This is a genomic window from Pseudomonas sp. MYb13 (assembly GCF_002980075.1).
Lineage (GTDB): Bacteria > Pseudomonadota > Gammaproteobacteria > Pseudomonadales > Pseudomonadaceae > Aquipseudomonas > Aquipseudomonas lurida.
In genome coordinates this window covers 1-25,203 of the sequence record NZ_PCQI01000016.1, presented here as the reverse complement: position 1 = coordinate 25,203, position 25,203 = coordinate 1, and the positions used below count along the sequence as shown (strand labels likewise).

Genomic DNA, 25,203 nt, shown 5'->3' with positions numbered 1-25,203 from the left:
GGCTTTCTCCTTGCGGGTTGACGCAAGCCAGCGCCTGTAGGGGTATCGGCCTATAGACGCCGGCTTGACGGCGATAGCGGTTACTTGTCCTTGCGCGCATCCAGGGTCTTTTGGTGCTCGGCCAGGAACGGCTGCTCCGCTGGATCAAAGCGATCAATCCCGGCGGTGAAACGATGCCAGTAGGGATACAATGGCTGGCGCCGCGTCACGGCTTCGATGCGCGCAGACTGTTCCTCGGTGAGCTTCAGTTCAGTCGCTGCGAGGTTGTCGCGCAGGTGTTCTTCGGTGCGCGCGCCGACAATCAGCGAAGTGATCCCTGGCCGATCCTTCAACCACGCCAGGCACGTGCGAGCGACCGAGACGCCATGCTCATCGCCGACAGCGGCGAGGGTTTCGATGATGTCCAGCGCACGCTCCTGGTCATGCACGTAGGGTTCCGGCCAGCCGCTGCCCTGGCGAGTGTTGGCCGGCGGCGTGTGCCCGCGGCGGGTGGAACCGGTCAGCAGGCCTTCGCCCATCGGTCCCCACACCAGCGTGCCCACCGACTGGTCCAGTGCCATGGGCAGCAGTTCGTACTCGGCTTCGCGGGATTCAGGGGTGTAGTAGATCTGCTGGGTAATAGGTTTGAGCATGCCGTGCAACTCGGCCGTGCCCAAGGTTTTCATCATTTGCCAGGCGGTGAAATTGCTGGTGCCGAAGTAACGGATTTTCCCCGAACCCACCAGCAGCCGCAGCGCTTCGAGGGTTTCCTCGATGGGGGTCATGCCATCCCAATTGTGCAGTTGGTACAGGTCGATATGGTCGGTGCCCAAGCGTTTCAAACTGGCCTCGCACGCGCGAATCAGGTGGTAGCGCGAGGAACCGGAATTGTTCGGGTTGCTGTCCAACGGGCTACGGCCCTTGGTGGCCAACAGGACATCGTTGCGCTTGTCGCCCAAGGCTTTGCCAACCACTTCTTCAGCCAGACCGTGGGAGTAGAGGTCGGCGGTGTCAACCATGTTCACACCCGCGTCGAACGCGATATCGAACATGCGCTTGGCCAGGGGCACGTCCACCGATCCGCATTGTTCAAATTCGGCGCGACCGCCAAAGGGCACGGTGCCCAGGATCATTTCGGACACCAGCAGGCCGGAATGGCCCAGTTGTCGGTAGTGCATGTCGCCTCCGTATCTACGTTGAACCTGAAGTTCTGAGCCGCACGGGTGGCGATAGTTTGAATTTTTTCATGAAATCTTGCCGCGCCTGCCTCACCATTGCGGCCAACAGGATTTAAGAGGAACACCGCGTCCATGAGCGCACTGATCGAAACCCGCGCCCTCACGCGCCTGGACGAGCGCCGCCAAGTGCCGTTGCTCCAGCCCATTGATTTTACCCTGCATGCCGGCGACCGCGTGTCCATCACCGGCGCGTCCGGTTCTGGCAAAAGTGTATTCCTGCGCGCGTTGGCGCTGCTGGATGCGCCCACGTCCGGGCAGATCCTGTGGAATAACCAGCCGATCGGCAATACGCAGATTCCCCACTATCGCAGCCATATCAGCTACCTGTCGCAACGTCCGGCGCTGCTTGATGGTTCAGTGGAAGACAACCTGCGGTTCCCCTTCAGCCTCAAGACGTTGCGCAAGCGCAGCTTCGATCTGGCGGCCGTCACCACGCTGCTCGGGCATGCCGGCAAGGCGCCGGATTTTCTCGCCAAGCGCGCCGGCGACCTGTCGGGCGGCGAATCCCAGGTGGTCTCGTTGATCCGCACCCTGCAACTGAACCCCGAAGTGCTACTGCTGGACGAACCCACCGCCGCCCTCGACCCAACCTCATCCCGCGAGGTGGAGGCGTTGATCGATGCCTGGTTTGCCGGTGACCCTGCGCGTGCCTGTATCTGGGTCTCCCACGACCTGGACCAGGCCCGGCGCATGAGTGACATCCACTTGCAGATGAGTGCCGGTGTGTTGAGCGGAGTGCCCCAGCCATGAACTATCAGAACCTCACCGCGCTGGACATGGGCATTGCCGCCTCGTTGATTTTGATCAACGGCGCACTGTCGCTGCTGCTGCGCCTGGGCCTTGGCCGCCAGTTGCTGTGGGCGGCGGTGCGCACCGTGGTGCAATTGTTGACCATCGGTTACCTGCTGGGCTGGGTCTTCGAGTTTGCCTACTGGTACGTGGTGTTGCCGTTGATGTGTGCGATGACCCTGATCGCCGGGCTTTCGGCCGCCGGGCGAGGGCGGCGCACGTACCGGGGCCAGCGGGTCGACAGCATCCTGTCGGTGTGGGGCAGCTCGTGGCTGGTCACGGCCGTGGGCTTGTTTGCGGTGATCCGCATCCACCCGTGGTACGAGCCGCAGTATGCGATCCCGATCCTGGGCATGATCCTGGGCAACACCCTGACCGGCGTCTCCCTGGGCATCGAGCGCATGACCCAGGAACTGACCTCGGGGCGCAACACCATCGAGATGATCCTGGCCCTCGGCGGCTCACGCTGGGAAGCGGCGCAGGACGCGATACGCCAAGCGGTACGCGCGGGCATGATCCCGACGCTGAACCAGATGACGGTGGTGGGCATCGTCAGCCTGCCCGGCATGATGACCGGTCAGGTGCTGGCGGGGGAGAGCCCGGAGGATGCGGTGCGGTATCAGATCGTGATCATGTTCCTGATTGCCGCGTCATCGGCGTTAGGCACGGTGGGGGCGGTGTTGCTCACCTATCGGCGGTTGTTTTCCAGCAGCCATCGATTCCTGCGCGATCGCCTCCAAGAGCGTTGAGCACACCCCTGGCCTGTGCAGCACCTACGTCGTTGGCGGAATTTGAGGCACGCCGAAGTTCAACTGTGGGCGCTGTCGAGCCCCACAGGGGGCGGGTTCGATCGTGGGATTTTTTGGCTGCATCCAAGTGAGCTATTGTTTCGCTGGATGAAATGCTGGATTGTAAATCCTGGTGATTCCAACGGACGGGGCAGCGATGGAACATGCGGGGCGTCGATACCCGTTCTTTTGGAGCCTTTCATGATCAAACTCTACGGTTTCCCGTTGTCCGGCCACTCCCACCGGGTCGAGCTGATGCTGTCCCTGCTGGGCTTGCCCTCGGAATTTGTGCTGGTCGACCTCAAGCAAGGCGCGCATAAAGCTGCTGACTTTATTGCCACGATCAACCCATTTGGCCAAGTGCCCGCCATTGATGACAACGGCGTTCTACTGGCCGACTCCACTGCGATTCTGGTCTACCTCGCCAGCACCTACGGCAACGGCCAATGGCTGCCAAGTGACCCGGTGGGCCAAGCCCGCGTGCAGCGCTGGCTCTCGGCCGCCGCCGGGCAACTCCATGCCGGGCCCGCGACTGCGCGCCTGGCCTTGGTGTTTGGTGCTGACGTCGACACTGCCGCCGCGATTACCCGTTCCCACGCCTTGCTGAAGCTGATGGAAGCGCAACTGAGCCAAAGCCGCTTCCTGGCCAGCGAGCTGCCGACCATTGCCGATGTGGCCTTCTACACCTACGTGGCCCACGCGCCCGAAGGCAATGTCTCGCTGGCCGACTACCCTCATGTGCGCGCCTGGCTCGCCAGCATCGAGGCGTTGCCGGGGTTTGTCGGCATGCCGCGTACGCCGGTGGGGTTGCAGTCGCTTTAACTGTATGGAGGCGCGCCGATGGATCGATTTCATGAAATGCAGGTGTTTGTGGCGGTGGCCGAGGAGGAGGGCTTTGCCGCCGCCGCGCGTCGCCTGAACACCTCACCTCCCAGCGTGACGCGGGCCATCGCCGCCATGGAGGAGCGCATCGGCACCCAACTGCTGGCGCGTACCACGCGCAGCTTGCACCTGACCGAAGCCGGCCAGCGCTACCTGGAAGATTGTCGGCGCATCCTGGCCGAACTCGATGAAGCCGAAGAAGCGGCGGCGGGCAGTTATTCCATCCCCTGTGGCCACCTGACAGTCACCGCGCCGGTGCTGTTTGGCGAACTGTATGTGGCGCCGGTGCTGGGGGACTACCTCGACCGGTTCCCCTTGGTGAACATCAACGCCTTGCTGGTTGACCGCGTGGTTAACATGGTCGACGAGGGCGTTGATGTGGCGGTACGTATCGGTCATCTGCACGAGCCCGGGCAGCAGGCGATCAAGGTTGGCGAGGTGCGCCGGGTGGTGTGCGCGTCACCGGCGTATCTCGACCAGCACGGGCGGCCCGGGCACCCTTCGCAATTGCGTGAGGCCAAGATTGCCACGTCGTCTTCCAGCCAGTTGGTAAGTGGCTGGGAGTTCGTCGACGACGGCCAGCCGTTGGCCGTGCCCATCGAGCCACGGCTGGTGGTCACGGCCAACAACGCCGCCATCAACCTGGCACGCCTGGGCTGGGGCATGACGCGCGTGCTGTCCTATCAGGTTGCAACCGCCGTGGCGGCGGGGGAGCTGGAGATTGTCCTCGACGCCTATGAGGCGCCGCCGCTGCCGATCCAGGTGGTGTTCCAGAAAAGTGCGCGCGTGCCTGCCAAGATCAACACCTTTGTGGATTTCCTCACCCATCGACTGGGCCAGGACGCCGCCCTCAATCCGACAATGAAACGGCGCAGTTGATGGAGCGTTATCGCGATATGCAGCTCTTCGCCGCGCTGGCAGGGCAGCCGAGCCTGGCCGCGGCGGCGCGGGCGGCGCAAGTCTCGGGGCCGACGCTGGTGCGGGCGATAGCGCGCCTGGAAGCGCGTTTGCGCATGCCGTTGCTTGAGCGCAGTACGCGGGGCGTGAGCCTCACCGACGCCGGCAGTGCGTACCTGGCTGACTGCCTGCGCCTGCTCGCCGCTGTGGAGGCTGCCGAAGCGTCGGCCCTGGGTTTGCATGTGCAAGCCCAGGGCAATCTGCGGGTGTTCCTGCCCTTGTTGTTCAGCCGCTATGTGATGGCGCCGGTATTGGCCGGCTACATGGACCGCTATCCCGACGTGCAGCTGGCGGTCCATTACCACGACTATTACCCGAACCTGCATGAAGAGGGACTGGACGTAGCGATCCTCGTCGGTGAACTGCCCGACTCGGCGTTGACTGCGCGACCGTTGGGGCACGTGCGGCACATCCTTTGCGCCAGTCCCGGCTACCTGGCTGACAACGGCGAACCCCGGCACCCCGTAGACCTCAAGCAGCACAGGCTGATCGCCGGTGCCGAACAGGTACATTGGGATTTTCACGGCTATCAGCTCAAGGCCCGCGCACGCCTGGGCTGCACCACGGTGCAGGGAGCGATCAACGCGGCGGTGCAGGGCGCCGGGCTGATTCGCTGCTTGAGTTACCCGGTTCACGAGCATCTGCTCACCGGGCAGTTACGCCGCGTACTGCCGGACTTTGAGCTGGCGCCAGTGCCTGTGCATATGGTGTATCGCCAAGGCCGCAATGCGCCGATGCGCGTACGCAGTTTTGTCGACCACTGCCTGGCAGCCCTGCGTGAGCACCCGGCATTTCAGCTGGCGTAATAGTGGATTGCCTGGCGTGGTTATTCTCTCAATGCCTGGCAGGGCGCAGCATCGGGGCATCCACTCTGAGGTGCTCGCCATGAACCTGATCGAACAATCCCCCTGGCATGCCGGCGAACGGCACCTGCAAGCAGCGGTTGGCGTTGCCGACCGCATGGCTGTGGTCGGGCCGAAGGTGATACGTGATCACCTGCCGGAACAACATCGGGATTTCTACCCTTTGCTGCCGTATCTGGTGCTGGGCGTGGTGGACGAGCAGGGCATCCCCTGGGCGACCATGCTTGAAGGCGCCCCGGGCTTTGCGCATTCGCCGGACCCGCAAACCTTGCAGATCGACAGCCTGCCCTGCGCGAGCGACCCGGCCCGCGGCGCATTGCTCGGCGGCGCCTCCGTCGGCCTGCTGGGCATCGACCTCAACACCCGCCGCCGCAATCGCATGAACGGGCGTATCGGCGCACTCGATGACGATGGCTTTTCGGTCGACGTGGTGCACACCTTCGGCAATTGCCCCAAGTACATCCAGCTGCGGCCGGTCGACGCCATCGCGCGCAAACCCGGCACGCGGGTCGAACGTTCCGACACCCTGGACGACGCGGCCCAAACCACGATTCGCAACGCCGACACGTTCTTCGTCGCCAGCTACGTCGAGGTCGACGGCCAGCGCTCGGTGGACGTTTCTCATCGGGGCGGCAACACGGGTTTTGTGCAGGTAGAAGGCAACGTGCTGACCATCCCTGACTTCGCCGGCAACCTGTTCTTCAACACCCTGGGTAATCTGCAGGTGAACCCGGTGGCGGGCCTTTTGTTCATCGATTTCGAATCGGGTGATGTGCTGCAAGTGGCCGGGCGCACCGCGTTGATCCTGGACGGCCCGCAAGTGGCCCTGTTCGAGGGTGCCCAGCGGCTATGGACGGTCACCGTGGAACAGGTGGTCCGCCGCCCGGCGGCGTTGGCGTTGCGGTGGCAGTTTGCGGAATTTTCGCCATTCAGTCTGGCGATGGGGCATTGGTAGGCTGACTCGGGCCGTAGTAGGCATTCGGGAACAGCCGCTTGGTCATCACGCAGATCCAATGTGGGAGCTGGCTTGCCTGCGATGACGGCGTGTCAGCCGGCATTGCTGTCGCCTGGCACGCCGCTATCGCGGGCAAGCCCGGCTCCCACAAGGTCACTGCCCCATTGCGCCGCGTCCGGTGGTCACTCGAGCCCGATATGTTGCGGGATGTTGAACCGTCAGATTGAGTGATGCCTTTGGGTTAGGCTTGTTTTCCCACGGACAACAAGGACGCGTCATGCAGCGAAAGGTCATCAATCCCGCAACGGTATTCAATTCTCTGCAGTACGGCTTCAGCCAGGCCCTTGAAGTCCCGGAAGGCCGACGCATCCTGCTTTCCGGGCAGGTGGGCGTGGATGCGGACGAACGCACCGTCGGCCCTGGCATTGCCGAGCAGACCGCCACCGCCTTGGACAATATCGAAAAGGTCCTGGCCGAGGTCGAGGGGGACCTGTCCCATGTGATCATGCTGCGGTTGTATATCGTCGAGTCGGCGCGTGACCAGCAGGAGCCGATCGCGCAGGCGTTGCGTGAGCGTTTCCCGCACAACCCGCCGCCGTCTTCGTGGATACTCGTCAGCGGATTGTCGTTGCCGCAGTGGTTGATTGAAATTGAGGCGGAGGCGGTGATTCCACAAGTTTGACTAGCACTAAAAACCTGAAGCAAGCGGGTTTTGTGTGGCAAGCCCGCTCGCCACTGGGGACGTGGCGCCCTCTGCCCATGCGCCCCCCAGCGCCGTATACAAATTCACCTCCGCGACTAACTGCGCCAGGCGGTCGACGATCAGCGCCTGTTGCGAGCTGAACAGCGCCCGTTGTGCGTCCAGGAAGGTGAGGTTGCTATCGACACCGCTGCGGTAGCGGTGTTCGGCCAGGTCGTAATACTGCTGGTTGGCGGCCACAAAATCCTGTTGTGCCTGCAGCTGATCGATGAAGGTCTGCCGCGCCGCCAGCCCATCGGCAACTTCCTGGAAGGCGGTCTGGATCGATTTTTCGTACTGCGCCACGCTGATGTCTTTTTGCAGCTTGGCGTAGTCGAGACTCGCGCGCAGGCTGCCGGCGTTGAAAATTGGCAGGTTGATCTGCGGCTGGAACGTCCAGCTACCCGAGCCACCCTTGAACAGGCCTGACAACTGCGTGCTGGCACTGCCGGCGTTGGCGGTGAGGCTCACGGAAGGGAAAAACGCAGCGCGTGCCGCACCGATATTGGCGTTGGCGGCGCGCAGTTGATACTCGGCCTGGAGGATGTCCGGGCGGCGTTGCAGCAGGTCCGAGGGCAGGCCCGCTGGCACGCGCGCCACCCAGTCAGCCGCGAGTGGGCGGGCGGGGAGTTTTTCATCCACCGGGCCGCCTACCAGCAGGGTCAAGTTGTTGAGGTCCTGGGCCACCTGGCGCTCGTAGCGGGCCACGCTGGCGCGGGTGCTTTCGACACTGGTGCGGGCCTGCACCACATCGAGTGCCGAGGCTTTACCCGCGGTTTTGCTGCGACGGGTGAGGCGCAGGCTGTGTTCGTTGGCCACCAGGGTTTGGCCGGCCAGGGCCAGCAGTTCCTGATCGGCGCGCCAGGTGAGGTAAGCATTGGCGACATTCGCCACCAGGCTCAGTTGCGCGCTACGCCGGGCCTCTTCGGTACCCAGGTAGGTGAGCATGGCCTGTTCGCCGAGGCTGCGTACGCGGCCAAAAAAATCCAGTTCGTAGGCGCTGACCCCCAGGGTCGCAGAGTAGCTGGAGGTGATGGCGGGCTTGCCGGTGCCGTTCACATCCCCCGGTAACCGCCGGCGTTGACCGGCCCCGGTGGCGGACACGGCCGGGAACAGATCCGCGCGCTGGATACGGTACTGCGCCTGGAACGCTTCGACGTTCAACGCCGCTACCCGCAGGTCACGGTTGTTGACCAGGGCATCGCGAATCAACTGTTGCAGCGCCGGGTCATGGAACAATGCCTGCCAGTCCGACGTGCCGGACTGCGCCAGTGCGTACACACCGTCTTGGGGATACTGTGCCGGTACCGGGGCCGGCGGCCGTTGATAGTCCGGGATCAACGAGCAACCGCTGAGCATCGATGCTATCGCCAAGGTGCACATTTTGTTCATCAGGCGCCGATCATCCATTTGGCCAGGCCATGCCGGCCACTCACGCCGAGCTTGGCAGCGGCGCGCTTGAGGTAGGTTTCGATGGAGCTGTTTTTCACGCTGAGCTTCTGCGCCATCTGCGGCACGGTGCCCCCGGTCAACAGGCCAAGGCACACCTCTTGCTCGCGTGCCGACAGGGTAATGTCGCCCAGGGACAGGCGCTTGTAGAACTCACGCTGCAATTGGGATTGCTCCAGCAAGGTGTGGGCCGGTTCGACCTCGGTATGGGGTGCCTGGCGCAGGCTTTGGGCGTGGCATTCGATCAGCGGCAGCAGGGTGTCCGACAGGCACTTGAGAAACGACAGCTCGGCCAGCGAAAACCCGCGATGGTTGGGCGGTCGATAAAACGAAATCACACAGCGTCGGTTGCCCTGGCGTGATACCAGGTTGCACTGGTGCGACGTGCCGCGAGGGTACAGGCTCTTGGCCTTGGCTTTGAGCTGGATCAGCAGCGGGTCCTGCATGCCGAGGATGTCCCGCAGCAGCGGGTGGTCGTCCATCGAGTTCAGGGTCAGGGGCGGCGGCAGGTCCTGCTTCTCGCCGGCGCTGCCCAACAGCTTGATATCGAGCACGCGGTTGCGCAGCTCGTCGAGGGTCCATTCGCTGAGGTCCACCAGGTGGATAGGTACCCACTTGTCCACCAGGTGCAGCATGTGTGCGGCAAAGTCCGCGTGGCCACTGTTGGCAATCAACTCGCCCATTTCAGCGTAGAAATTAGGGCTTTCCGTGTTGGCAATACTGCTGGTCAAACTCATAGCCATCTCATCCTTGATGTCGAAAACCGTCAACAGATTCCCTGGGCCTCTGCGGGGGCGATCCTTTGCTCACACACCAGAGTCGGTACTCGAGAATGCATTTAGCCAGGGGATTGTTCCTACGTATGTAGCGGAAACGAGGGACACAACGTGCCATAAAAACCACGTCATTAATTCGACGTTTCTGAGAGGCAATTCCGGCCAAAATAATTCAGGGAATGCCCGATAAATTAATTAACAGTCTGATAAATAAAGGAAAAAAATAATTCCAAACGAGGCCGATTAAATCCGACATCGGTCAAATATAGTCAATGTCCTACACCTCTTTAATCGTTTCAGCACTGAACCCCCAGCCAAGCCTGTTTTCGCCCAGGGATGTCCGGGTTTAGGGTGACAGACAGCCCCTGGCCCCCATGCTCCAATCCGGCCCATTCGTCGTAATGGGCCTCCCTGCGCGGCCAGTGCCTGACCCCCATGAGAAGGATCTTATGAAGCATTCCACCCGCCTGCCGGCCAGCTTCCCCCTCACCGCTGCCCAACAGGACATCTGGCTCGACCAACTGCGCGTGGGCGACTCACCGCTGTACAACATCGGCGGCTATGTGGATTTCGCCGGCGCCATCGACCCCGGCCTCATGCAGCGTGCCCTCGAGCAGCTGGTGGCCAAGCACGACGCCTTGCGCACGCACCTGCACAGCGATGCCGATGGCCTGCCCAGGCAGACCTTCGCCGCCACGTTGGCCGTTGACCTGGCGCTGCATGATGTTTGCGCAGTGCCCGACCCACACGCCGAAAGCCTCGCCCTGATGCAGGCGCAAATGGCCTTGCCTTTTGCAATGCAGGGCGCGCCGCTGTTCCGCTTCTTCCTGGTCAAGCTCGATACCCATCACTACCGCCTCGGCACCCAGGCCCACCACCTGATTCTCGATGGCTGGGGCTTTGGCCAGATGCTGCAGTCGCTTGCCCGGCTGTACACGGACCTGGAACAAGGCCGGCCATCCGAGCCGCTGGCACCGTCCTACATCGACTTCATCGACACGGACACGCGCTATCAAGCCTCGGCCCGCTATGCCCGCGACCGGGCCTACTGGCTGGACAAATACCGGGTACTTCCGGAGCCATTGCTGACCCCACGGCACACCGCCAAGGCCCCCAGTAATAGCCTGGCGCAAGCGTTTCCGGTGGCACTGCTCAACCGCATGGAGCACGTGGCCAACCGTTACCAGGCGTCGGCGTTTCATGTGTTGCTGGCGGCGATGCACGTGTATTTCACCCGCACGGCCCAGCGTCAGGACTGGGTGGTGGGGCTGCCGATTCTCAACCGTTCCAATGCGCGGTTCCGTTCTACCGTCGGGCTGTTTACCCAGGTCAGCGCGGTACGTCTGCAGTTCGATGAACAGTTGTCGTTCAGCGCCTTGGTGCGCGGGGTGCGTGACCAGCTCAAGCAGGACTTCCGCCATCAGCGTTTCCCGCTCAGCGAGATGAACCGTGAGCTGGGCCTGCGCCGCAGCGATCGCGGGCAGTTGTTCGACCTGTCGGTGTCCTTCGAGCAGGACGACCATGAACTGCGCTACGGCACCACTGAGGCCCGTGCGATCAAGGTGTCCAACCACCATGAGCCGCTGCCTTTGGCTATCCACCTGCGCAGCAACCGCTATCAGGACACTGCCTGCCTGCATTGCGTCTACAACGAAGCGTACTTCCAGCACGACGAAGTGCTCGCCCTGACGCAGCGCTTTACCTGGCTGCTGGAGCAGGGGCTGGAAGACACCACACTGAAGATCTGCGACTTTTCCCTGGTAACGCCCGCCGAACAGGCCCAGTTGCAACACTGGAACGCCACCGCCCAGCCCAACGCGCAACCGCAAACCCTGCACGCGCGCATCGAAGGCCAGGCCGCGCGCACGCCGGACGCGGTGGCGGCGGAGCATCAGGGCCGGCAACTGACCTATGCCCAACTCAACCAGCAGGCCAACGCCCTGGCCCATCAACTGCTGGAGCGAGGGGTACAGCCGGACGACCGTGTGGTGATACTGGCGCGTCGGGGGCTGGACACGCTGGTGGGGTTGCTGGCGATTCTAAAGTCCGGTGCCTGCTACGTACCGGTTGACCCGGCTCATCCCGCCGAACGCCTGAACTACTTGCTACAGGACAGCGAGCCGGTGGTGGTGTTGACCCAGCACGAGCTGGTGCAACGCTTGCCGCCATTGGATGTGCCGGTGATTCAACTCGACCGCCCAACCTTTCACCTGGGCACCAACCCCCGCGTCTCGGTCAGCCCCTCCCACCTTGCCTACGTGATCTACACCTCCGGCTCGACCGGCCTGCCCAAAGGCGTGATGGTCGAGCACCACACCGTCTCGAACCTGGTGGATTGGCACTGCCAGGCCTTCGACCTGCACGCCGGCAGCCACACGGCCAGTGTCGCCGGCTTTGGTTTTGACGCGATGGCCTGGGAAGTCTGGCCGGCGTTGTGCGTGGGCGCGACGCTGCACCTGCCGCCCGCCCATGACGGCGCCGAAGACCTCGACGCGTTGCTCGGTTGGTGGCGCAAGCAGCCGCTGGACGTGTGCTTCCTGCCGACCCCCGTGGCCGAATACGCGTTCAGCCAGGGCCTGCAACACCCGACCCTGCGCACCCTGCTGATCGGCGGCGACCGCCTGCGTTCCTTCCCCCAGGCGCAGTCTTTCGCGGTGATCAACAACTATGGCCCCACCGAAGCCACTGTGGTTGCCACCTCCGGCCGTATGCAGGTGGGCGCGCCGCTGCATATCGGCGCACCCATCGCCAATGCCTGCGTGTACGTGCTGGACGCCCAACAACGGCCAGTGCCCATTGGTGTCGCGGGGGAGTTGTACGTCGGTGGCAAAGGTGTAGCGCGGGGTTATCTCAATCGCCCCGAACTCAGCGCCGAGCGTTTCCTCGACGACCCGTTCGCACAGGGCCGTATGTACCGTACCGGCGACCTGGTGCGCTGGCTGCCGGAGGGCAACCTCGAATACCTGGGCCGCAATGACGACCAGGTGAAAATCCGTGGCGTGCGCATCGAACTGGGCGAAATCGAATCCGCCCTGGCCACTCACCCGCACGTCCAGGAAGCCGTGGTGCAGTCGCGCGAAGGGCAGTTGCTCGCCTGGTTCGTCCCGCGCGAAGCCGTGGAGGTCGAGGCCCTGCGCGCCCACCTGCAAGCCTCGTTGCCCGACTACATGCTGCCGGCCGCCTACCAGCCACTGGAGGCGCTGCCCTTGACCGCCAACGGCAAGCTCGACCGCAAGGCGTTGCCGGCACCGGCCCAGGACGCCTTCGTCACTCGCCTGTATGAAGCGCCGCACGCTGGGGTGGAAAGCCTACTCGCGCAGATTTGGGCCGAGCTGTTGCACGTGCATCAGGTTGGGCGTCACGACCACTTCTTTGAACTCGGCGGGCATTCGCTGCTGGCGGTGCAACTGGTGCAGCGCATGCGCCAGGTCGGGCTGCGCGCCGACGTGCAGGTGCTGTTTGGCCAGCCGACCCTGGCGGCCTTGGCGGCGGCGAGTGAATACAGCGATGTAGATGAGGCGGACCTGGCCGAACTGGACCCCGCCAGCCTGGACCTGATCGCTGCCAGCATTCCCGGCGGCGCGGCCAACATACAGGACATCTACCCGTTGGCGCCGTTGCAGGAAGGGTTGCTCTTCCATCACCTCACCGATGCGCGTGATCCCTATCAACAACAGGCACTGTTCAGCTTTGCGCGGCGCGAGCAGTTGGACGCGTTCGCCCAGGCCCTGCAGCAGGTGATCAACCGCCACGACATCCTGCGTACCAGCCTGGCGTGGGAGGCCCTGGAGCAGCCCATGCAGGTGGTGTGGCGCCAGGCGCACTTGCGCGTCGAACCGCTGCGCGATGGCCATGCACCGCTGGACTTGCGCCAGGCGCCGCTGATGGCCCTGGACTATGCCGAGGAGCCGCAGCAACCACGCTGGGTTGCCCGGCTGCGTTTCCATCACTTGGTCAACGACGCCACCTCGACCACGATCCTGATGCAGGAAATTCGCGCCCACTTGCTCGGCCAACAGGCTCAACTGCCGGTGCCGGTGCCGTATCGCAATGTCGTGGTGCAAGCCCGTTCCCCGGCGCGACAGGCAGGGCATGAGGCGTTTTTCCGCGCACAGTTGGGGGATGTGGACGAGCCGACGCTGGCCTTCGCGCTGCCGGAGCGCCAGGCGGACCGCGCACAGACCGATGAGGCCGAGCGTGGGCTGAGCGACGCTCTCAATCAGCGCTTGCGGACCCAGGCGCGCGGCATGGGCGTGAGCGCCGCCAGCCTGTTCCATCTGGCCTGGGCCCAGGTGCTCAGCCGTGTCGCAGGCCGCGACGATGTACTGTTCGGCACCGTGCTGCTCGGCCGTTTGCTGGCGGGCGAGGGCGCCGACCGGGCCTTGGGCATGTTCATCAACACGCTGCCGCTGCGGGTGCGCCTGGCCGGACGAACGGTGGCCGATGCGCTCATGCACACCCACACCCAACTCAGCGCGTTGCTTGCCCATGAACAGGCCTCCCTTGCGCTGGCCCAACGCTGCAGCAGCGCCTCGCCATTGTTCAACAGCCTGCTCAACTACCGGCATACCGACACCGAGCGCGACCTCACCCTGGTGCCGGGCATTGCCTTGCTCAGCAGCGAGGACATTCTCAGCTACCCGCTGATGTTGACCGTGGACGACAGCGCCAGCGGTTTTCGCCTCAAGGCCAAGGCCCCGCGCAAGGTCGGCGCCGAGCGTTTGCTGGACTACCTCGAAACCGTGGTGATCAACCTGGCGGACGCTTTGGAGCAGGCGCCGCAACGGCCGTTGCGTGAGGTGCAGGTGCTGCCCGCCAGCGAATTGAACACCTTGCTGGTGGACTTCAACGCCACGCAAACCGACTACCCCGAGACCCTCACCGTGCAGGCGTTGTTCGAAGCCCACGCGCGGCATATCCCGCACGCCGTGGCTGTGCAGGCCGGCGCGTTGCAACTGACGTACCGCGAACTCAACGAGCGCGCCAACAGACTGGCCTTCCACCTGCGCGAACGCGGCGTACAGCCGGACGCCCGCGTGGCGCTATGTGTCGAGCGTGGGCTGGACCTGGTGGTGGGCCTGCTGGCCATCCTCAAGGCCGGCGGCGCCTATGTGCCGCTGGACCCTGGCTACCCGCGCGAGCGCCTGGCGTACATGCTCCGCGACAGCCAACCGGTTGCGTTGCTGGTACACGCCGCGACCCGTGACGTGCCTGGCGAGGTGTCGATCCCGGTGATCGACTTCGACCACTGTGCCTGGAGCCAGGCGCCCATCGGCAATCCGCGGGTGCCGGGCTTGGGCGCCGACAACCTGGCTTACGTCATGTACACCTCAGGGTCCACCGGTACACCCAAGGGGGTGATGATCGAACATCGCGGCCTCGGCAACTTGATGCACTGGGGCTCTCGGCTGTGCCCCAATGCCGAAGGCGGCGCGCTGTTGCAACGGGCGCCGTTCAGTTTCGACGGTTCGGTGTGGGAGCTGTTCTGGCCACTCACCAACGGCATGCGCTTGGTCCTGGCGCGGCCCGATGGTCATCGCGAGCCTGCCTACCTGGCGCAGGTGATTCGCGAGCAGCAGATCACGGTGATCAAGTTTGTGCCGGCGATGCTGCAGCAGTTCCTTGAATTGGAAGAGTCGGCCCTGTGCACCAGCCTCACCGATGTGTTGTGCGGCGGCGGCGAACTCACCGAAGTCCTGGCCCGGGGTGTGCAGAAGCGCTTGCCCAAGGTGCGCCTGCATAACGTCTACGGCCCCACCGAGGCCACGGTGGACAGCAGCGCCTGGACCCTGGAACCCGGCGCGGCGGTGCCTGCGCTGCAATTGCCGATTGGGCGGGCGATCACCAACACGCGCTTGTATGTGCTGGACGAGCACGATGCACCCGTGCCGATGGGCGTGAGCGGCCAGTTGCATATCGGCGGTGTTGGGGTTGCCCGTGGATACCTTGGGCTGGAACAGATGACTGCCGAACGTTTTATCGTCAGCCCGTTTGTGCAAGGGGATCGGCTGTACCGCACCGGTGACCTGGTGCGTTATCTGCCGGATGGCAACCTGGAGTTCCTCGGGCGCAACGACTTCCAGGTCAAACTGCGCGGCGTGCGCCTGGAGCTGGGAGAAATAGAATCACGCCTGGCGGCGCACCCGGCATTGCGTGAAGTGGCGGTGTTGATTCGCGATGAGCGCTTGGTGGCCTATTTCACCGTGCGTGCAGAGGCGCCGAGCCTGGAAGCGCTGCGCGCCCATGTGTTGGCGCAATTGCCGGAGTACATGGTGCCCGCAGCCTTTGTGCAGCTTGATGCATTGCCCCTCAACCCTGCGGGCAAGCTTGATCGCAAGGCATTGCCGGAGCCGGGGTTGGAGTCGGTGGTGAGCCGTGCCTATGCAGCGCCGGTCGGGGACGTGGAAACCTTGATGGCCGGGGTCTGGGCCGAGGTGTTGAAGCTCGAACGGGTCGGGCGGCATGACCACTTCTTTGAACTGGGCGGGCATTCATTGCTGGCGGTTAACCTGGTGGCGCGGATGCGCAAGGCCGGGTTGGAGGTGGATGCGCGGATGTTGTTCAGTCATCCCACCCTGGCACAGCTGGCTGCGCAAACGGCGACGCATGTGCCGCGCGTGGAGGTCCCCCAGGCTGCGATCCCTCAGCTTAACCGCCGGCGCCGCCTCTAGGCGGTGGAACGCACCCCGTGTGGACGCCGGCTTGCCGGCGCCGCAGGGAGGTGTTCATGCTCGTCGTGTGGCGTCGATCCCGCGCCACCGTGGCAACTCTTGCGCATCAATGGATGCTGGAGGCACCGATACGGTGCTGAAAGCATTCACCCAACTGCAGTCAAGTGCCTTATAACTCAAAACAATTCGTCTATGCGATCCAGCTATTGGATTGTTCATGAGGTAACGCATTTAATTCAGGGCCTAACTCATTGTTGTTCGGAATAAATCAGCGCTATCGTGCGTTGTAATGAGTCATCGTTGCGCCTTCGAGATTAGCCATGAGCCACCCGGTTGTCCCCGAGCCCCTGATCCGCCTGCTTGGCCTGTGCAAGACCTTTGGCACCCAGCGGGCGCTGGATCAGGTGAGCCTGGATATTTACCCTGGAGAGGGCGTGGCCTTGCTCGGTGCGGCGGGGGCGGGCAAATCGACGTTGGTCAGGCTCCTCAGCGGCGGCCTCGCGCCGGATGCCGGTGAGCTATGGGTCGAGGGGCAGCGCCAACGCTTCACCTCGCCGCTGTCGGCACGCCGCGTCGGCATCGTGGCCGTGCACCAACAGCCCGACGACGCCATCGCTCCTGGCCTGAGCGTGGCGGAAAACCTGTTGCTCGATGAGCTGGGGCTGCCTGACGCGGATTTCCTGCTCAATCGCAAAAGCCTGCTGCAACGCGCCGAAGCCATTGCTGCCGGGCTCGGCCTGGACCTGCCGCTGCAACACCCGGTCGAACGCCTCAATAGGGCAGACCGTCAATTGCTGGTACTGGCCCGCGCCTTTGCCCTGCAACCCAAGTTGCTGATCCTCGACGAACCTACCGCGGCCTTGTCGGAAACCGACGCTGAACGCCTGCTGGGCCTGATCGACAGCCAGCGCGCACGGGGCGTAGCGATCCTCTACATCTCCCAGCGCTTGTCCGACCTGCAACGGGTGACCAATCGCGCGATCGTGCTGCAGGAAGGTCGACTGGCCCGTGACCTCAATACCCGGCACCTGCCGAGTGCGGCGTGCACCTTGCTTGGGGAGGTGGCCGAGCATCCTGCGGTGACGCCTGACAAGGCCATGCCGGTGCCGTTCCTGGAACGGTTTACCCGCGCCGGGTTCATTCGCAACCGGGCGGAGGGGCGGGCGTTGCAGGAGCAGGTGGGGAGGTTGGGCAGTAGTGTCGCACCGTTCGATGGGGTGGACCCGGTGCAGACCAAGCCTCGCTGATTTCATCGCAGTTGCGGGTACACAATCAACTCCAGGTACCCTTTGTGATACCGCTTGCCCCCAGGCGGCAACTGCCCCGCCTCACGCATCTCGCTGGTGCTCCTGACCCGCATCAGCACGCCCACCGAGCCGCGCTGGCGTGCGTCCTTGAGCCAGCTCTGGAGCGCTTCAAATTCCACTTTGCGATGCACCACCCCCGCGTACTGCAAGCCATAGCGCAACTCGCCTTCGGTGTCATACAGCGCCACTTCCGTGCGTTGCAGGCGCCAGGCAAGGGCGCTGGCACTGCTTAGGTCATTGCTCAGCAGGGCCTGGGTCTGCTGCAATTCATCCAAGTGTTCGAGCACAAACTGGTCGGGCATTTCGTTGTCCGCGATCCACGCCGGCATGCTTGCCGGCAACAGGATCACCAGCACACCGATGCCCAGGGCCGGCATGGCCCACAGCGTCAGTGGGCGAAACGCTTGCAGCAGGTTGGTGAGGATCCACACCAGCAACACGATAAACGCGAGGGACAGGCTGAACATTTCGGCGTGGCTGTTGCTGTACAGCGGCCGCGCGATTTGCAGGTAGATCAGGCCGATCATCGCGACCATGCCGATCACGAAGTTGAGCAGGCCGTTGAGGCAGACGGTGCGCGCGCGGCCATTGCTGATCAGGTCTGCAAGGGTGTGCCCCATCAGCAGCGCCAGGGGTAGCAGGCACGGCATGATGTAGGTCGGCAGCTTGCCGTTGCTCAGGCTGAAGAAGCCCAGGGGCAGCAGCAGCCACAGGGCCAGGAAGGCGATGGCCGGCTGGCGTTTTTGCTGCCAGGTTGCGCGCAGGGTACTGGGCAACAGTCCCGCCCAGGGCAAGCACGACACTGCGATGATTGGCAGGAAGAACCACCATGGGCGCACGTGCTGCGCGTTGTCGGCACTGAAGCGGCGAATGTGTTCATTCCAGAAAAAGAAGCGCCAGAAGTCCGGCTCCTGCAGATGGATCGCCAGCATCCACGGCAAGCACACCGACACGGCAACCGCTATGGCCAGCGGGCCATAGCGCAGCAGTTCGCCCAGGCGCCGCTGCCAGAGCATGTAGGGGACGGCGATCAGCACTGGCAGGGCCCAGGCCAGGAAACCCTTGGTCAGGAACCCCATGCCACAGGCCAGGCCCAGCACTGTCCAAGCGCCCAGGCGGCCACGTGTCGTAGTGCTGTCCAGCGCATACCACAAGGCTACCAGGCTGAGGTTGACCCACAGGGTGAATTGCGGATCGAGATTGGAATAGCCCGCTTGCCCCGCCACCAGGCCGAAGCTCAGGTAGAGCAGGGCGCAGGCGAAACTTTTGCGCGGGTCGCTCCATAGGCGACGAGCGATCAGGTAGGCCAACAGCACGCTCAGCCCAGTCGTGAGGGCCGAGGCGATGCGCACGCCGAACAGATTCTGCCCAAACACGGCCTGGCCAAGGGCGATCAACCAGTAGCCGCCGGCGGGTTTCTCGAAGTAGCGGATACCCATGAAATGCGGCGCCACCCAGTTGCCGCTCTGGAGCATTTCCTGGCTGATCTGGGCGTAGCGGGTTTCGTCGGGCGTCCATAAACCGTGCAGGCCCAGGGGCAACAGGTAAAACGCGACAACGGCCAGTAATAATACGGGCAGGGGTTTTAATCGAGTCATGAAAACGTCGCTCCCTGACGTTTAGTGGCAGAGGTTAGAAGTAATGAAGTAATAGCGAAAGGATTCACAGCGTTCACTGAGTTGCAGAAGGTCTTCATGAAGTGCTTAGTTAACAGGCGCAACTCAACATGCCAGAGCAGGGCTGTCTTTTTGCTGAACAGGGCGCACAGGTAAGTTGTTAGAGTTGTTTCAGTGCGGTGGGCCAGTCCGAGTTATTGACGATGCCCAAGGCCTTGAATTTGCCATTGGGCAGCACCTGCACGAACAGGGCGCTGCCGTACTGGGGGAACGTCGCATGGGGAAAGCCCAGGGTGCTTTCAAAGTCGGCAATGCAGCCGCTGTGAGTGACGAATACCAGGTTGCGCCCCGGGGTTTTGTGGCTGAGCAGTTCCTCGCCCATGGCCGCGCCGCAGACGGCTTGCTGGCCTGAGGTCAATTCGTTTTTACCGAACATGAACCGCAAGGTCTGGGCGGTGCGGATGGCCGGGCTGGCAAGCACATCGCTGCCCTCCATGCCCAATGTTTTAAAGGCTCTGCCCAGTGTTTCGGCTTGCTGGCTGCCGCTGGCCGTGAGGCCTTCCATGGGACCCAGGCAGGGGTTGGTCGAGCGGTCGCAGCGCTCTTCGTGGCGTACCAGTACGATCAGGTCGCCATCGCGCCACAGGGGCAGCACTTGGGAGGTCAGCAGGCGGTTGCCAACGCCCAGGTCTCGTGGCGAGGCGTGCCACAGCAGGCTGCCAGCGCACAGCAATCCAATCACCAGGATCCCCAGCCACAGCGGTCGCAGGCGCTTGATAAAGGCCCGGCGCGAACGCGGTTTGGTCAGGGTAAGGTCAACCACTTCATTCACCATGGGCATCGTTGTCAGCGTTGTAATGAGTTGGGTTCAAGGTGTTGGCGAATACCCGCGGTGAAGCAGGAGGCTGTCACAGGCAGGCTGTCTTTTCGCTGAACATAGGGCGGTTAAAAGTTGCCAGTCAGGGCAACTAACAAGTTGCCGACCAATGACCCTTGGGCGGCAATTTAAAGTGGCAGGGGTGGTTAACCGGTGAAATCCATGTGAAAAATTTGCATGGCCCTGAGCGGCAGCCGTTATTCTCGATTGCCGCCCATCAAATGAGAGTTGCCATGTTGCAGGTGCACGAGGTGTTTAAAAGCTATGCCACTCCCCAAGGGCCGCTGGCGGTATTGGCAGGGGTGGATCTGCACCTGGCCGAGCGCAGCAGCCTGGCATTGATGGGCGAGTCGGGCAGTGGCAAGAGCACCCTGTTGCACCTGGTGGCCGGGCTTGACCGGGTGGATGGCGGCAGCATCCAGGTTGGCGCGCAACGTCTCGACCAGCTCAGCGAAGCGCAACTTGCCCATTGGCGACGCACTGAAATCGGCCTGGTGTTCCAACAGTTCAACCTGATCGGCAGCCTGCGGGTCGAGGACAACCTGGCGTTCCAGGCGCGGTTGGCAGGGCGTTTTGACCCGCAATGGCAGGCACAGTTGGTGGAGCGCCTGGGACTGGGCGACCTGCTCAAGCGCTACCCGGAACAACTCTCCGGTGGCCAGCAACAACGGGTGGCGGTCGGGCGCGCGCTGGCGTCGCGACCAGGGTTGTTGTTGGCTGATGAACCCACCGGCAACCTTGATGAAGGCACCAGCGATGAAGTGCTGCAACTGTTGCTGGACCTGTTGCGCGACAGCCCCACTAGCCTGTTGATGGTCACTCACAGCCCACGCATCGCCGCACGACTGGACCGGCAGGTGGTGCTGCATCGCGGTCGTGTCGTCCCCACAGGCGTCGCCTGAGATGGCGGTGTTCTACTGGACATTACGCGCGCTGCTCAGCCACTGGCGGCGGCATCCCGTGCAGTTTTTCAGCGTGCTCACCGGTTTGTGGCTGGCGACCGCGCTGCTGATTGGTGTGCAAGCCCTTAACAATCAGGCGCGCGACAGCTATGCGCGTGCCAGCCAATTGATCGGTGGTGAACCCCAGGCCAGTCTCAGCGCGCCGGACGGTGCCAGTGTTCCCCAAGCGTTGTTTGCCCAATTGCGTCGTGCCGGCTGGCCAGTGTCGCCGGTGGTGCAAGGGCGGGTTCGACTCAAGGGGCAGGAAGAAGCCCGCCTGCAATTGATGGGCATCGACCCCGTGTCGTTGCCCGGCAGTGGCGCGGTGGCGGGGCAGCGCTTGAGCCAGGCGCAGATGCTGGCGTTCTTCGACCCGCCAGGGCGCACCTGGATCGCGCCACAGACCTTGCAGGCCCTGGGGTTGCGCGAAGGTGAGCGGCCTATCACCCTGGGCGGGCACCTATTGCCGCCGCTGCAAACTCAAGCGGACATGGCCCCCGGCCTGTTGCTCACTGATATCGGTTTTGCCCAACCGCTGCTGGAAATGCCGGGTCGCCTGTCGCGCCTGCTGGTGGACAAGGCATTCGCCGCAGGCCATCCCACGCCGCCCGCCGGGTTGCAGCTCAAGCAGGGCGAGGACAATAACCTTGCACGCCTCACCGAGAGCTTTCACCTGAACCTCGATGCACTGGGTGTCCTGTCCTTCGTGGTCGGGCTGTTCATCGTGCACGCCGCCATCGGCCTGGCCCTGGAGCAACGGCGCGGGTTGCTGCGTACGCTGCGGGCCTGTGGCGTCAGCGTGCGGATGTTGATTGCCAGCCTTGGCGTGGAGTTCGGCGTGCTCTCGTTGCTCGGCGGCGTGCTCGGTGTGGCCAGCGGCTACCTGCTGGCCAGCCTGTTGCTGCCGGATGTGGCCGCCAGCCTGCGCGGGTTGTATGGCGCCGAGGTGCCGGGCCAGTTGAGCCTCAGCCCCTGGTGGTGGGGCGCTGGGTTGGGCTTGAGCTTGCTCGGTGCCTTGCTGGCCGGTGCGAGCAGCCTGTGGCGGGCAGCGCGCTTGCCATTGCTGGCGCTGGCCAACGCCCAGGCCTGGCATGAGGCGCATGGCCGTTGGTTGCGTCGCCAAGGCTGGGTGGCCGGTGCGGCACTGTTGATCGCGTTGTTGGCGCTGTGGCTGGGCAACAGCCTGGCGGCCGGTTTTGTGCTGATGGCGGCGTTGCTCCTTGGGGCCGCCCTCGGTTTGCCGGTGGTGCTCAATGGCCTGCTCAAGGCTGTGCTGGGGCGCAGCCGCTCGGTGCTCGGCCAATGGTTTCTCGCGGACTGCCGCCAGCAATTGCCGGCCTTGAGCCTGGCCCTGATGGCGTTGCTCCTGGCCCTGGCTGCGAATATCGGTGCCGGCTCCATGACCTCGGGTTTTCGTCACACCTTCAACAACTGGCTGGAGCAACGCCTGACGGCCGAGCTGTATCTAAACCCACAAACCCCGGCCCAGGCTGAACAACTCAGTACCTGGCTGGCGCAACAGCCCCGTGTGCAGACCGTGCTGCCCACCTGGGAGGTCGCGGTGCAATTGCAGGGCTGGCCGGCGGACCTGTTTGGCGTGGTCGACGACCCCACCTATCGCCAGCATTGGCCGCTGCTGGAGGCGGCAAGTGAACCCTGGGATCAGTTGCTGCACGACGATACCCTGATGCTCAGCGAGCAACTGGCGCGTCGGCTCGACGTGAGGCTGGGCGACAGCGTGAGTATTCCTACGCCCCAAGGTGTGTGGGCGCCGAAAGTGGTGGGCATCTACGCCGACTACGGCAACCCCAAGGGCCATGTGCTGGTCAATGCCCGACACCTGCTGGCCCACTGGCCGACGCTGTCACCGGCGCGTTTCAACCTGCGGGTGTCGCCGGCGGAGGTGGCGCCGCTGGTGCGCGAGGTGCAACGCGCCTTTGCCCTGGAAGACAGCCGTATCGTCGACCAACAACAACTCAAGGGTTGGTCGAGCCAGGTGTTCGAACGCACCTTCGCCGCCACTGCAGCCCTGAACAGCCTGACGTTGGGCGTGGCCGGTGTGGCGCTGTTTATCAGCCTGCTGACCCAGAGCCAGAGCCGCCTTGGCCAACTCGCCCCGCTGTGGGCACTGGGCGTCACGCGCCGGCAATTGATGCTGCTCAACCTGGGCCAGACCTGGCTGCTGGCAGTGCTCACCCTGGTCCTGGCGTTGCCGCTTGGCCTGTTGCTGGCGTGGTGCCTGGATGCGGTGATCAATGTGCAGGCCTTTGGCTGGCGCCTGCCGTTGCAGGTGTTTCCGTGGCAGCTGGCGCAATTGCTCGGGTTGGCAATGCTCGCCACCTTGCTGGCCTCGGCTTGGCCGTTGTGGCAGTTGTACCGCAGCCGTCCTGCGGACTTGTTGAGGACGTTTGCCAATGAAGATTAAGTGTCTGCCGTGGGTGTTTCTGTTACTGGTCGCTTGCGACAAAGTCCCCGCGCCACAGGAAAGCTTCGCCGGTTTGGGCAGCGACGCGGCGCAGTTCGCCCAAGTGCTGCCTGGCAGGGTGTTCAGCTTCCCCGAGGATCATGGCCCTCACGAAGGTTTTCGTATCGAGTGGTGGTACGTCACCGCCAACCTCAAGGATGAACAGGGCCATGTATTCGGCGTGCAATGGACACTGTTTCGCAATGCCCTCAAGGCCGGGCCGATGCACGCGGGCTGGCAGGATCCAACGGTCTGGCTTGGCCACGCAGCCGTTACGTCGGCCACCCACCACTATGCCGCCGAGCGTTACGCGCGCGGTGGCGTCGGCCAGGCCGGGGCCCAGGCGGTGCCGTTCAACGCCTGGATCGACGACTGGAATTTCGCCACCCGTCCCGGCGCGACAAGCAGCCTGACGGATATGCAACTGAAGGCCAGCGGCACTCAATTCGCGTACGACCTGCACCTGACCTCCAGCCGTCCGCTGGTGCTGCAAGGCGACAACGGCTATAGCCGCAAATCCGACCAGGGCCAGGCGTCGTACTACTACAGCCAGCCGTTTTTCAACGCCAGCGGAAGCGTCAGCATTGACGGCAAGGTGTATCAAGTCACCGGCCCGGCCTGGCTGGACCGCGAATGGAGCAGCCAACCGCTGACCGCCAGCCAGACCGGCTGGGACTGGTTCTCCCTGCACCTGGACCGAGGCGAGCAGTTGATGCTGTTCCGTGTGCGGCAAACCGACGGTGCGTCGTACCTGACCGGCACTTGGATTGATCGCGAAGGGCGTACCCAGACGCTGCACAATGCAGATATCCAACTGACACCGCTGGACACCACCGCCATTGACGGGCGTCAGATTCCTACTCGCTGGTCGCTGAAGATCCCCGGCAAACAGCTGGATATCACCACTCGGGCCGTTAACCCGAACGCCTGGATGAACCTGAGTATTCCCTACTGGGAAGGACCTGTGCAGTTCGAAGGCGGGGTGGGTTACCTGGAGATGACTGGGTATTAGGGTTGTTTTTGTAGGTTCTATTTCTTCGCTGTGTAGGCAGCTTCCCAAATGTGAATCAGCCCCCCCTGGACGTGTGTCCGGGGCGTAGGTGCTTGCTTATATTTCGACGCCATTTTCATTGCATCCTGGATGTAAAGCATGGCGCAGAGCTATATCAACGAGCGCGCAACGGACTATCACAGCCTCAAATCCCGAATGATGGGCAATGCCCTGAGCCGATCGCGTTCCGATCATTTTGATGTGCTGAACCGGCACTTGCGGCCCGGCCTGGTCGCGCCGGGTCAACTGGTGATTATCCCCGACAGCCACAGCGTGAGTTGCTCGGTCGAGGAGGCCTGGTTGATGCGCCATGCCGAAGAGGTCCGACGACACCTGGAACTGAATGCAGCGGCTGGCACGGCGATGATCGCCAACTATGACTTGCTGCAGAGTTTTATGGCGAATGCCTCGATTGGCGTCGGCAGTGCGACATCAGCCTGGGCGCGGCACCTGGATGAAGTGGCGCAAACGCTGGAGGAAACCGCTCGGCTGCATCAGCGGCTGAAAGACGGCGGTTTGGATCGGGCAGCGTTTGTCCAGCACCGCCAGGCGTTGTTCCGACGCCTGGAGGTGCAACTGCAAGGCGCGGCCCGGTTTGGGACGGGGTTGCAGGGTAATGAGTCGTTGAAAAAAGTGTTGGGGATATCGACCAAGCGTTATTTGCACAAAGGTGAGATCGCGGGGTATGCGCAGCGGATGCGGGAGATGGCGCAGACGTCGAGGTGGTTGAGCAGAGGGACTTATGTGGGACTGGCGCTGGACGTGGGCGTGGCGGGGTTGGAGATCAAGGAGGCGTGTGTGACGGGGAGGGAGGCGCAGTGTCGAAGGGCGAAGTATGTGGAGACGGGGAGGTTTGTGGGT

General features: G+C 63.4%; 18 protein-coding genes. 13 read left to right on the top strand and 5 right to left on the bottom strand.

Annotation, left to right across the window (positions count from 1 at the left end):
* Positions 1-80 precede the first annotated feature (80 nt).
* Positions 81-1,157, bottom strand: coding sequence for an aldo/keto reductase (locus CQ002_RS22970; RefSeq protein ID WP_105162548.1), 1,077 nt, complete (start codon positions 1,155-1,157; stop codon positions 81-83).
* 132 nt (positions 1,158-1,289) lie between these two features.
* On the opposite strand from CQ002_RS22970, the gene CQ002_RS22965 reads away from it, so the two are divergent.
* From CQ002_RS22965 to CQ002_RS22935, 7 genes are all read left to right on the top strand, one after another.
* On the top strand, positions 1,290-1,967 hold the full coding sequence (locus tag CQ002_RS22965; protein ID WP_034107426.1) for an ATP-binding cassette domain-containing protein: 678 nt from the start codon (positions 1,290-1,292) through the stop codon (positions 1,965-1,967).
* A complete protein-coding gene (fetB, locus tag CQ002_RS22960; protein ID WP_105162547.1) occupies positions 1,964-2,755 on the top strand; it encodes an iron export ABC transporter permease subunit FetB in 792 nt (263 codons plus the stop codon). The genes CQ002_RS22965 and fetB overlap by 4 nt, the downstream gene beginning before the upstream one ends.
* A 240-nt stretch (positions 2,756-2,995) precedes the next feature.
* Positions 2,996-3,616 carry a glutathione S-transferase family protein gene (locus tag CQ002_RS22955; RefSeq protein ID WP_034107422.1) on the top strand — a complete coding sequence of 207 codons (621 nt, stop codon included), beginning with the start codon at positions 2,996-2,998 and terminating at the stop codon, positions 3,614-3,616.
* 18 nt (positions 3,617-3,634) lie between these two features.
* On the top strand, positions 3,635-4,555 hold the full coding sequence (locus CQ002_RS22950; protein ID WP_034107419.1) for a LysR family transcriptional regulator: 921 nt from the start codon (positions 3,635-3,637) through the stop codon (positions 4,553-4,555).
* Positions 4,555-5,439 (top strand): LysR substrate-binding domain-containing protein, encoded by an 885-nt coding sequence (locus CQ002_RS22945; protein WP_105162546.1) that lies wholly within the window; start codon positions 4,555-4,557, stop codon positions 5,437-5,439. The genes CQ002_RS22950 and CQ002_RS22945 overlap by 1 nt, the downstream gene beginning before the upstream one ends.
* A gap of 79 nt (positions 5,440-5,518) precedes the next feature.
* Positions 5,519-6,451: a pyridoxamine 5'-phosphate oxidase family protein gene (locus CQ002_RS22940; RefSeq protein ID WP_034108469.1), complete on the top strand. Its 933-nt coding sequence runs from the start codon at positions 5,519-5,521 to the stop codon at positions 6,449-6,451.
* 277 nt (positions 6,452-6,728) lie between these two features.
* Positions 6,729-7,133, top strand: a complete 405-nt coding sequence (locus CQ002_RS22935) for a RidA family protein (RefSeq protein ID WP_105162545.1) — start codon at positions 6,729-6,731, stop codon at positions 7,131-7,133.
* Positions 7,134-7,139: 6 nt separating this feature from the next.
* Here CQ002_RS22935 and CQ002_RS22930 read toward each other — a convergent pair whose 3' ends face one another.
* Together CQ002_RS22930 and CQ002_RS22925 are read right to left on the bottom strand one after the other, a co-directional pair.
* A complete protein-coding gene (locus CQ002_RS22930; RefSeq protein ID WP_052211142.1) occupies positions 7,140-8,582 on the bottom strand; it encodes an efflux transporter outer membrane subunit in 1,443 nt (480 codons plus the stop codon).
* Positions 8,582-9,376: a helix-turn-helix transcriptional regulator gene (locus CQ002_RS22925; RefSeq protein ID WP_098466916.1), complete on the bottom strand. Its 795-nt coding sequence runs from the start codon at positions 9,374-9,376 to the stop codon at positions 8,582-8,584. Before CQ002_RS22925 ends, CQ002_RS22930 begins: the two co-directional genes overlap by 1 nt.
* Before the next feature lie 488 nt (positions 9,377-9,864).
* Here CQ002_RS22925 and CQ002_RS22920 point away from each other — a divergent pair, with 488 nt between their 5' ends.
* Positions 9,865-16,086 (top strand): non-ribosomal peptide synthetase, encoded by a 6,222-nt coding sequence (locus CQ002_RS22920; RefSeq protein WP_105162544.1) that lies wholly within the window; start codon positions 9,865-9,867, stop codon positions 16,084-16,086.
* Between the two features lie 320 nt (positions 16,087-16,406).
* The gene (locus CQ002_RS22915) at positions 16,407-17,333 is read left to right on the top strand and encodes an ATP-binding cassette domain-containing protein (RefSeq protein WP_105162543.1); all 927 of its coding nucleotides are present in this window, start codon (positions 16,407-16,409) and stop codon (positions 17,331-17,333) included.
* Positions 17,334-17,335: 2 nt separating this feature from the next.
* On the opposite strand, the gene arnT is transcribed toward CQ002_RS22915, so the two are convergent.
* Both arnT and CQ002_RS22905 read right to left on the bottom strand, forming a co-directional pair.
* On the bottom strand, positions 17,336-18,991 hold the full coding sequence (arnT, locus tag CQ002_RS22910) for a lipid IV(A) 4-amino-4-deoxy-L-arabinosyltransferase (protein ID WP_105162542.1): 1,656 nt from the start codon (positions 18,989-18,991) through the stop codon (positions 17,336-17,338).
* Positions 18,992-19,169: 178 nt separating this feature from the next.
* Positions 19,170-19,844, bottom strand: coding sequence for a histidine phosphatase family protein (locus tag CQ002_RS22905; RefSeq protein ID WP_177431179.1), 675 nt, complete (start codon positions 19,842-19,844; stop codon positions 19,170-19,172).
* A 275-nt stretch (positions 19,845-20,119) separates the two neighbouring features.
* Between CQ002_RS22905 and CQ002_RS22900 the strand changes: the two genes are divergently transcribed.
* From CQ002_RS22900 to CQ002_RS22885, 4 genes are all read left to right on the top strand, one after another.
* Entirely contained in the window at positions 20,120-20,788 is a 669-nt protein-coding gene (locus CQ002_RS22900; protein WP_034107402.1) for an ABC transporter ATP-binding protein, read from the top strand.
* A gap of 1 nt (position 20,789) precedes the next feature.
* On the top strand, positions 20,790-23,252 hold the full coding sequence (locus tag CQ002_RS22895) for an FtsX-like permease family protein (RefSeq protein WP_105162541.1): 2,463 nt from the start codon (positions 20,790-20,792) through the stop codon (positions 23,250-23,252).
* Positions 23,242-24,303, top strand: a complete 1,062-nt coding sequence (locus CQ002_RS22890; RefSeq protein WP_069077765.1) for a lipocalin-like domain-containing protein — start codon at positions 23,242-23,244, stop codon at positions 24,301-24,303. The genes CQ002_RS22895 and CQ002_RS22890 overlap by 11 nt, the downstream gene beginning before the upstream one ends.
* A gap of 138 nt (positions 24,304-24,441) precedes the next feature.
* A partial coding sequence (locus tag CQ002_RS22885; RefSeq protein WP_105712393.1) for a hypothetical protein occupies positions 24,442-25,203 on the top strand: 762 nt, incomplete at its 3' end.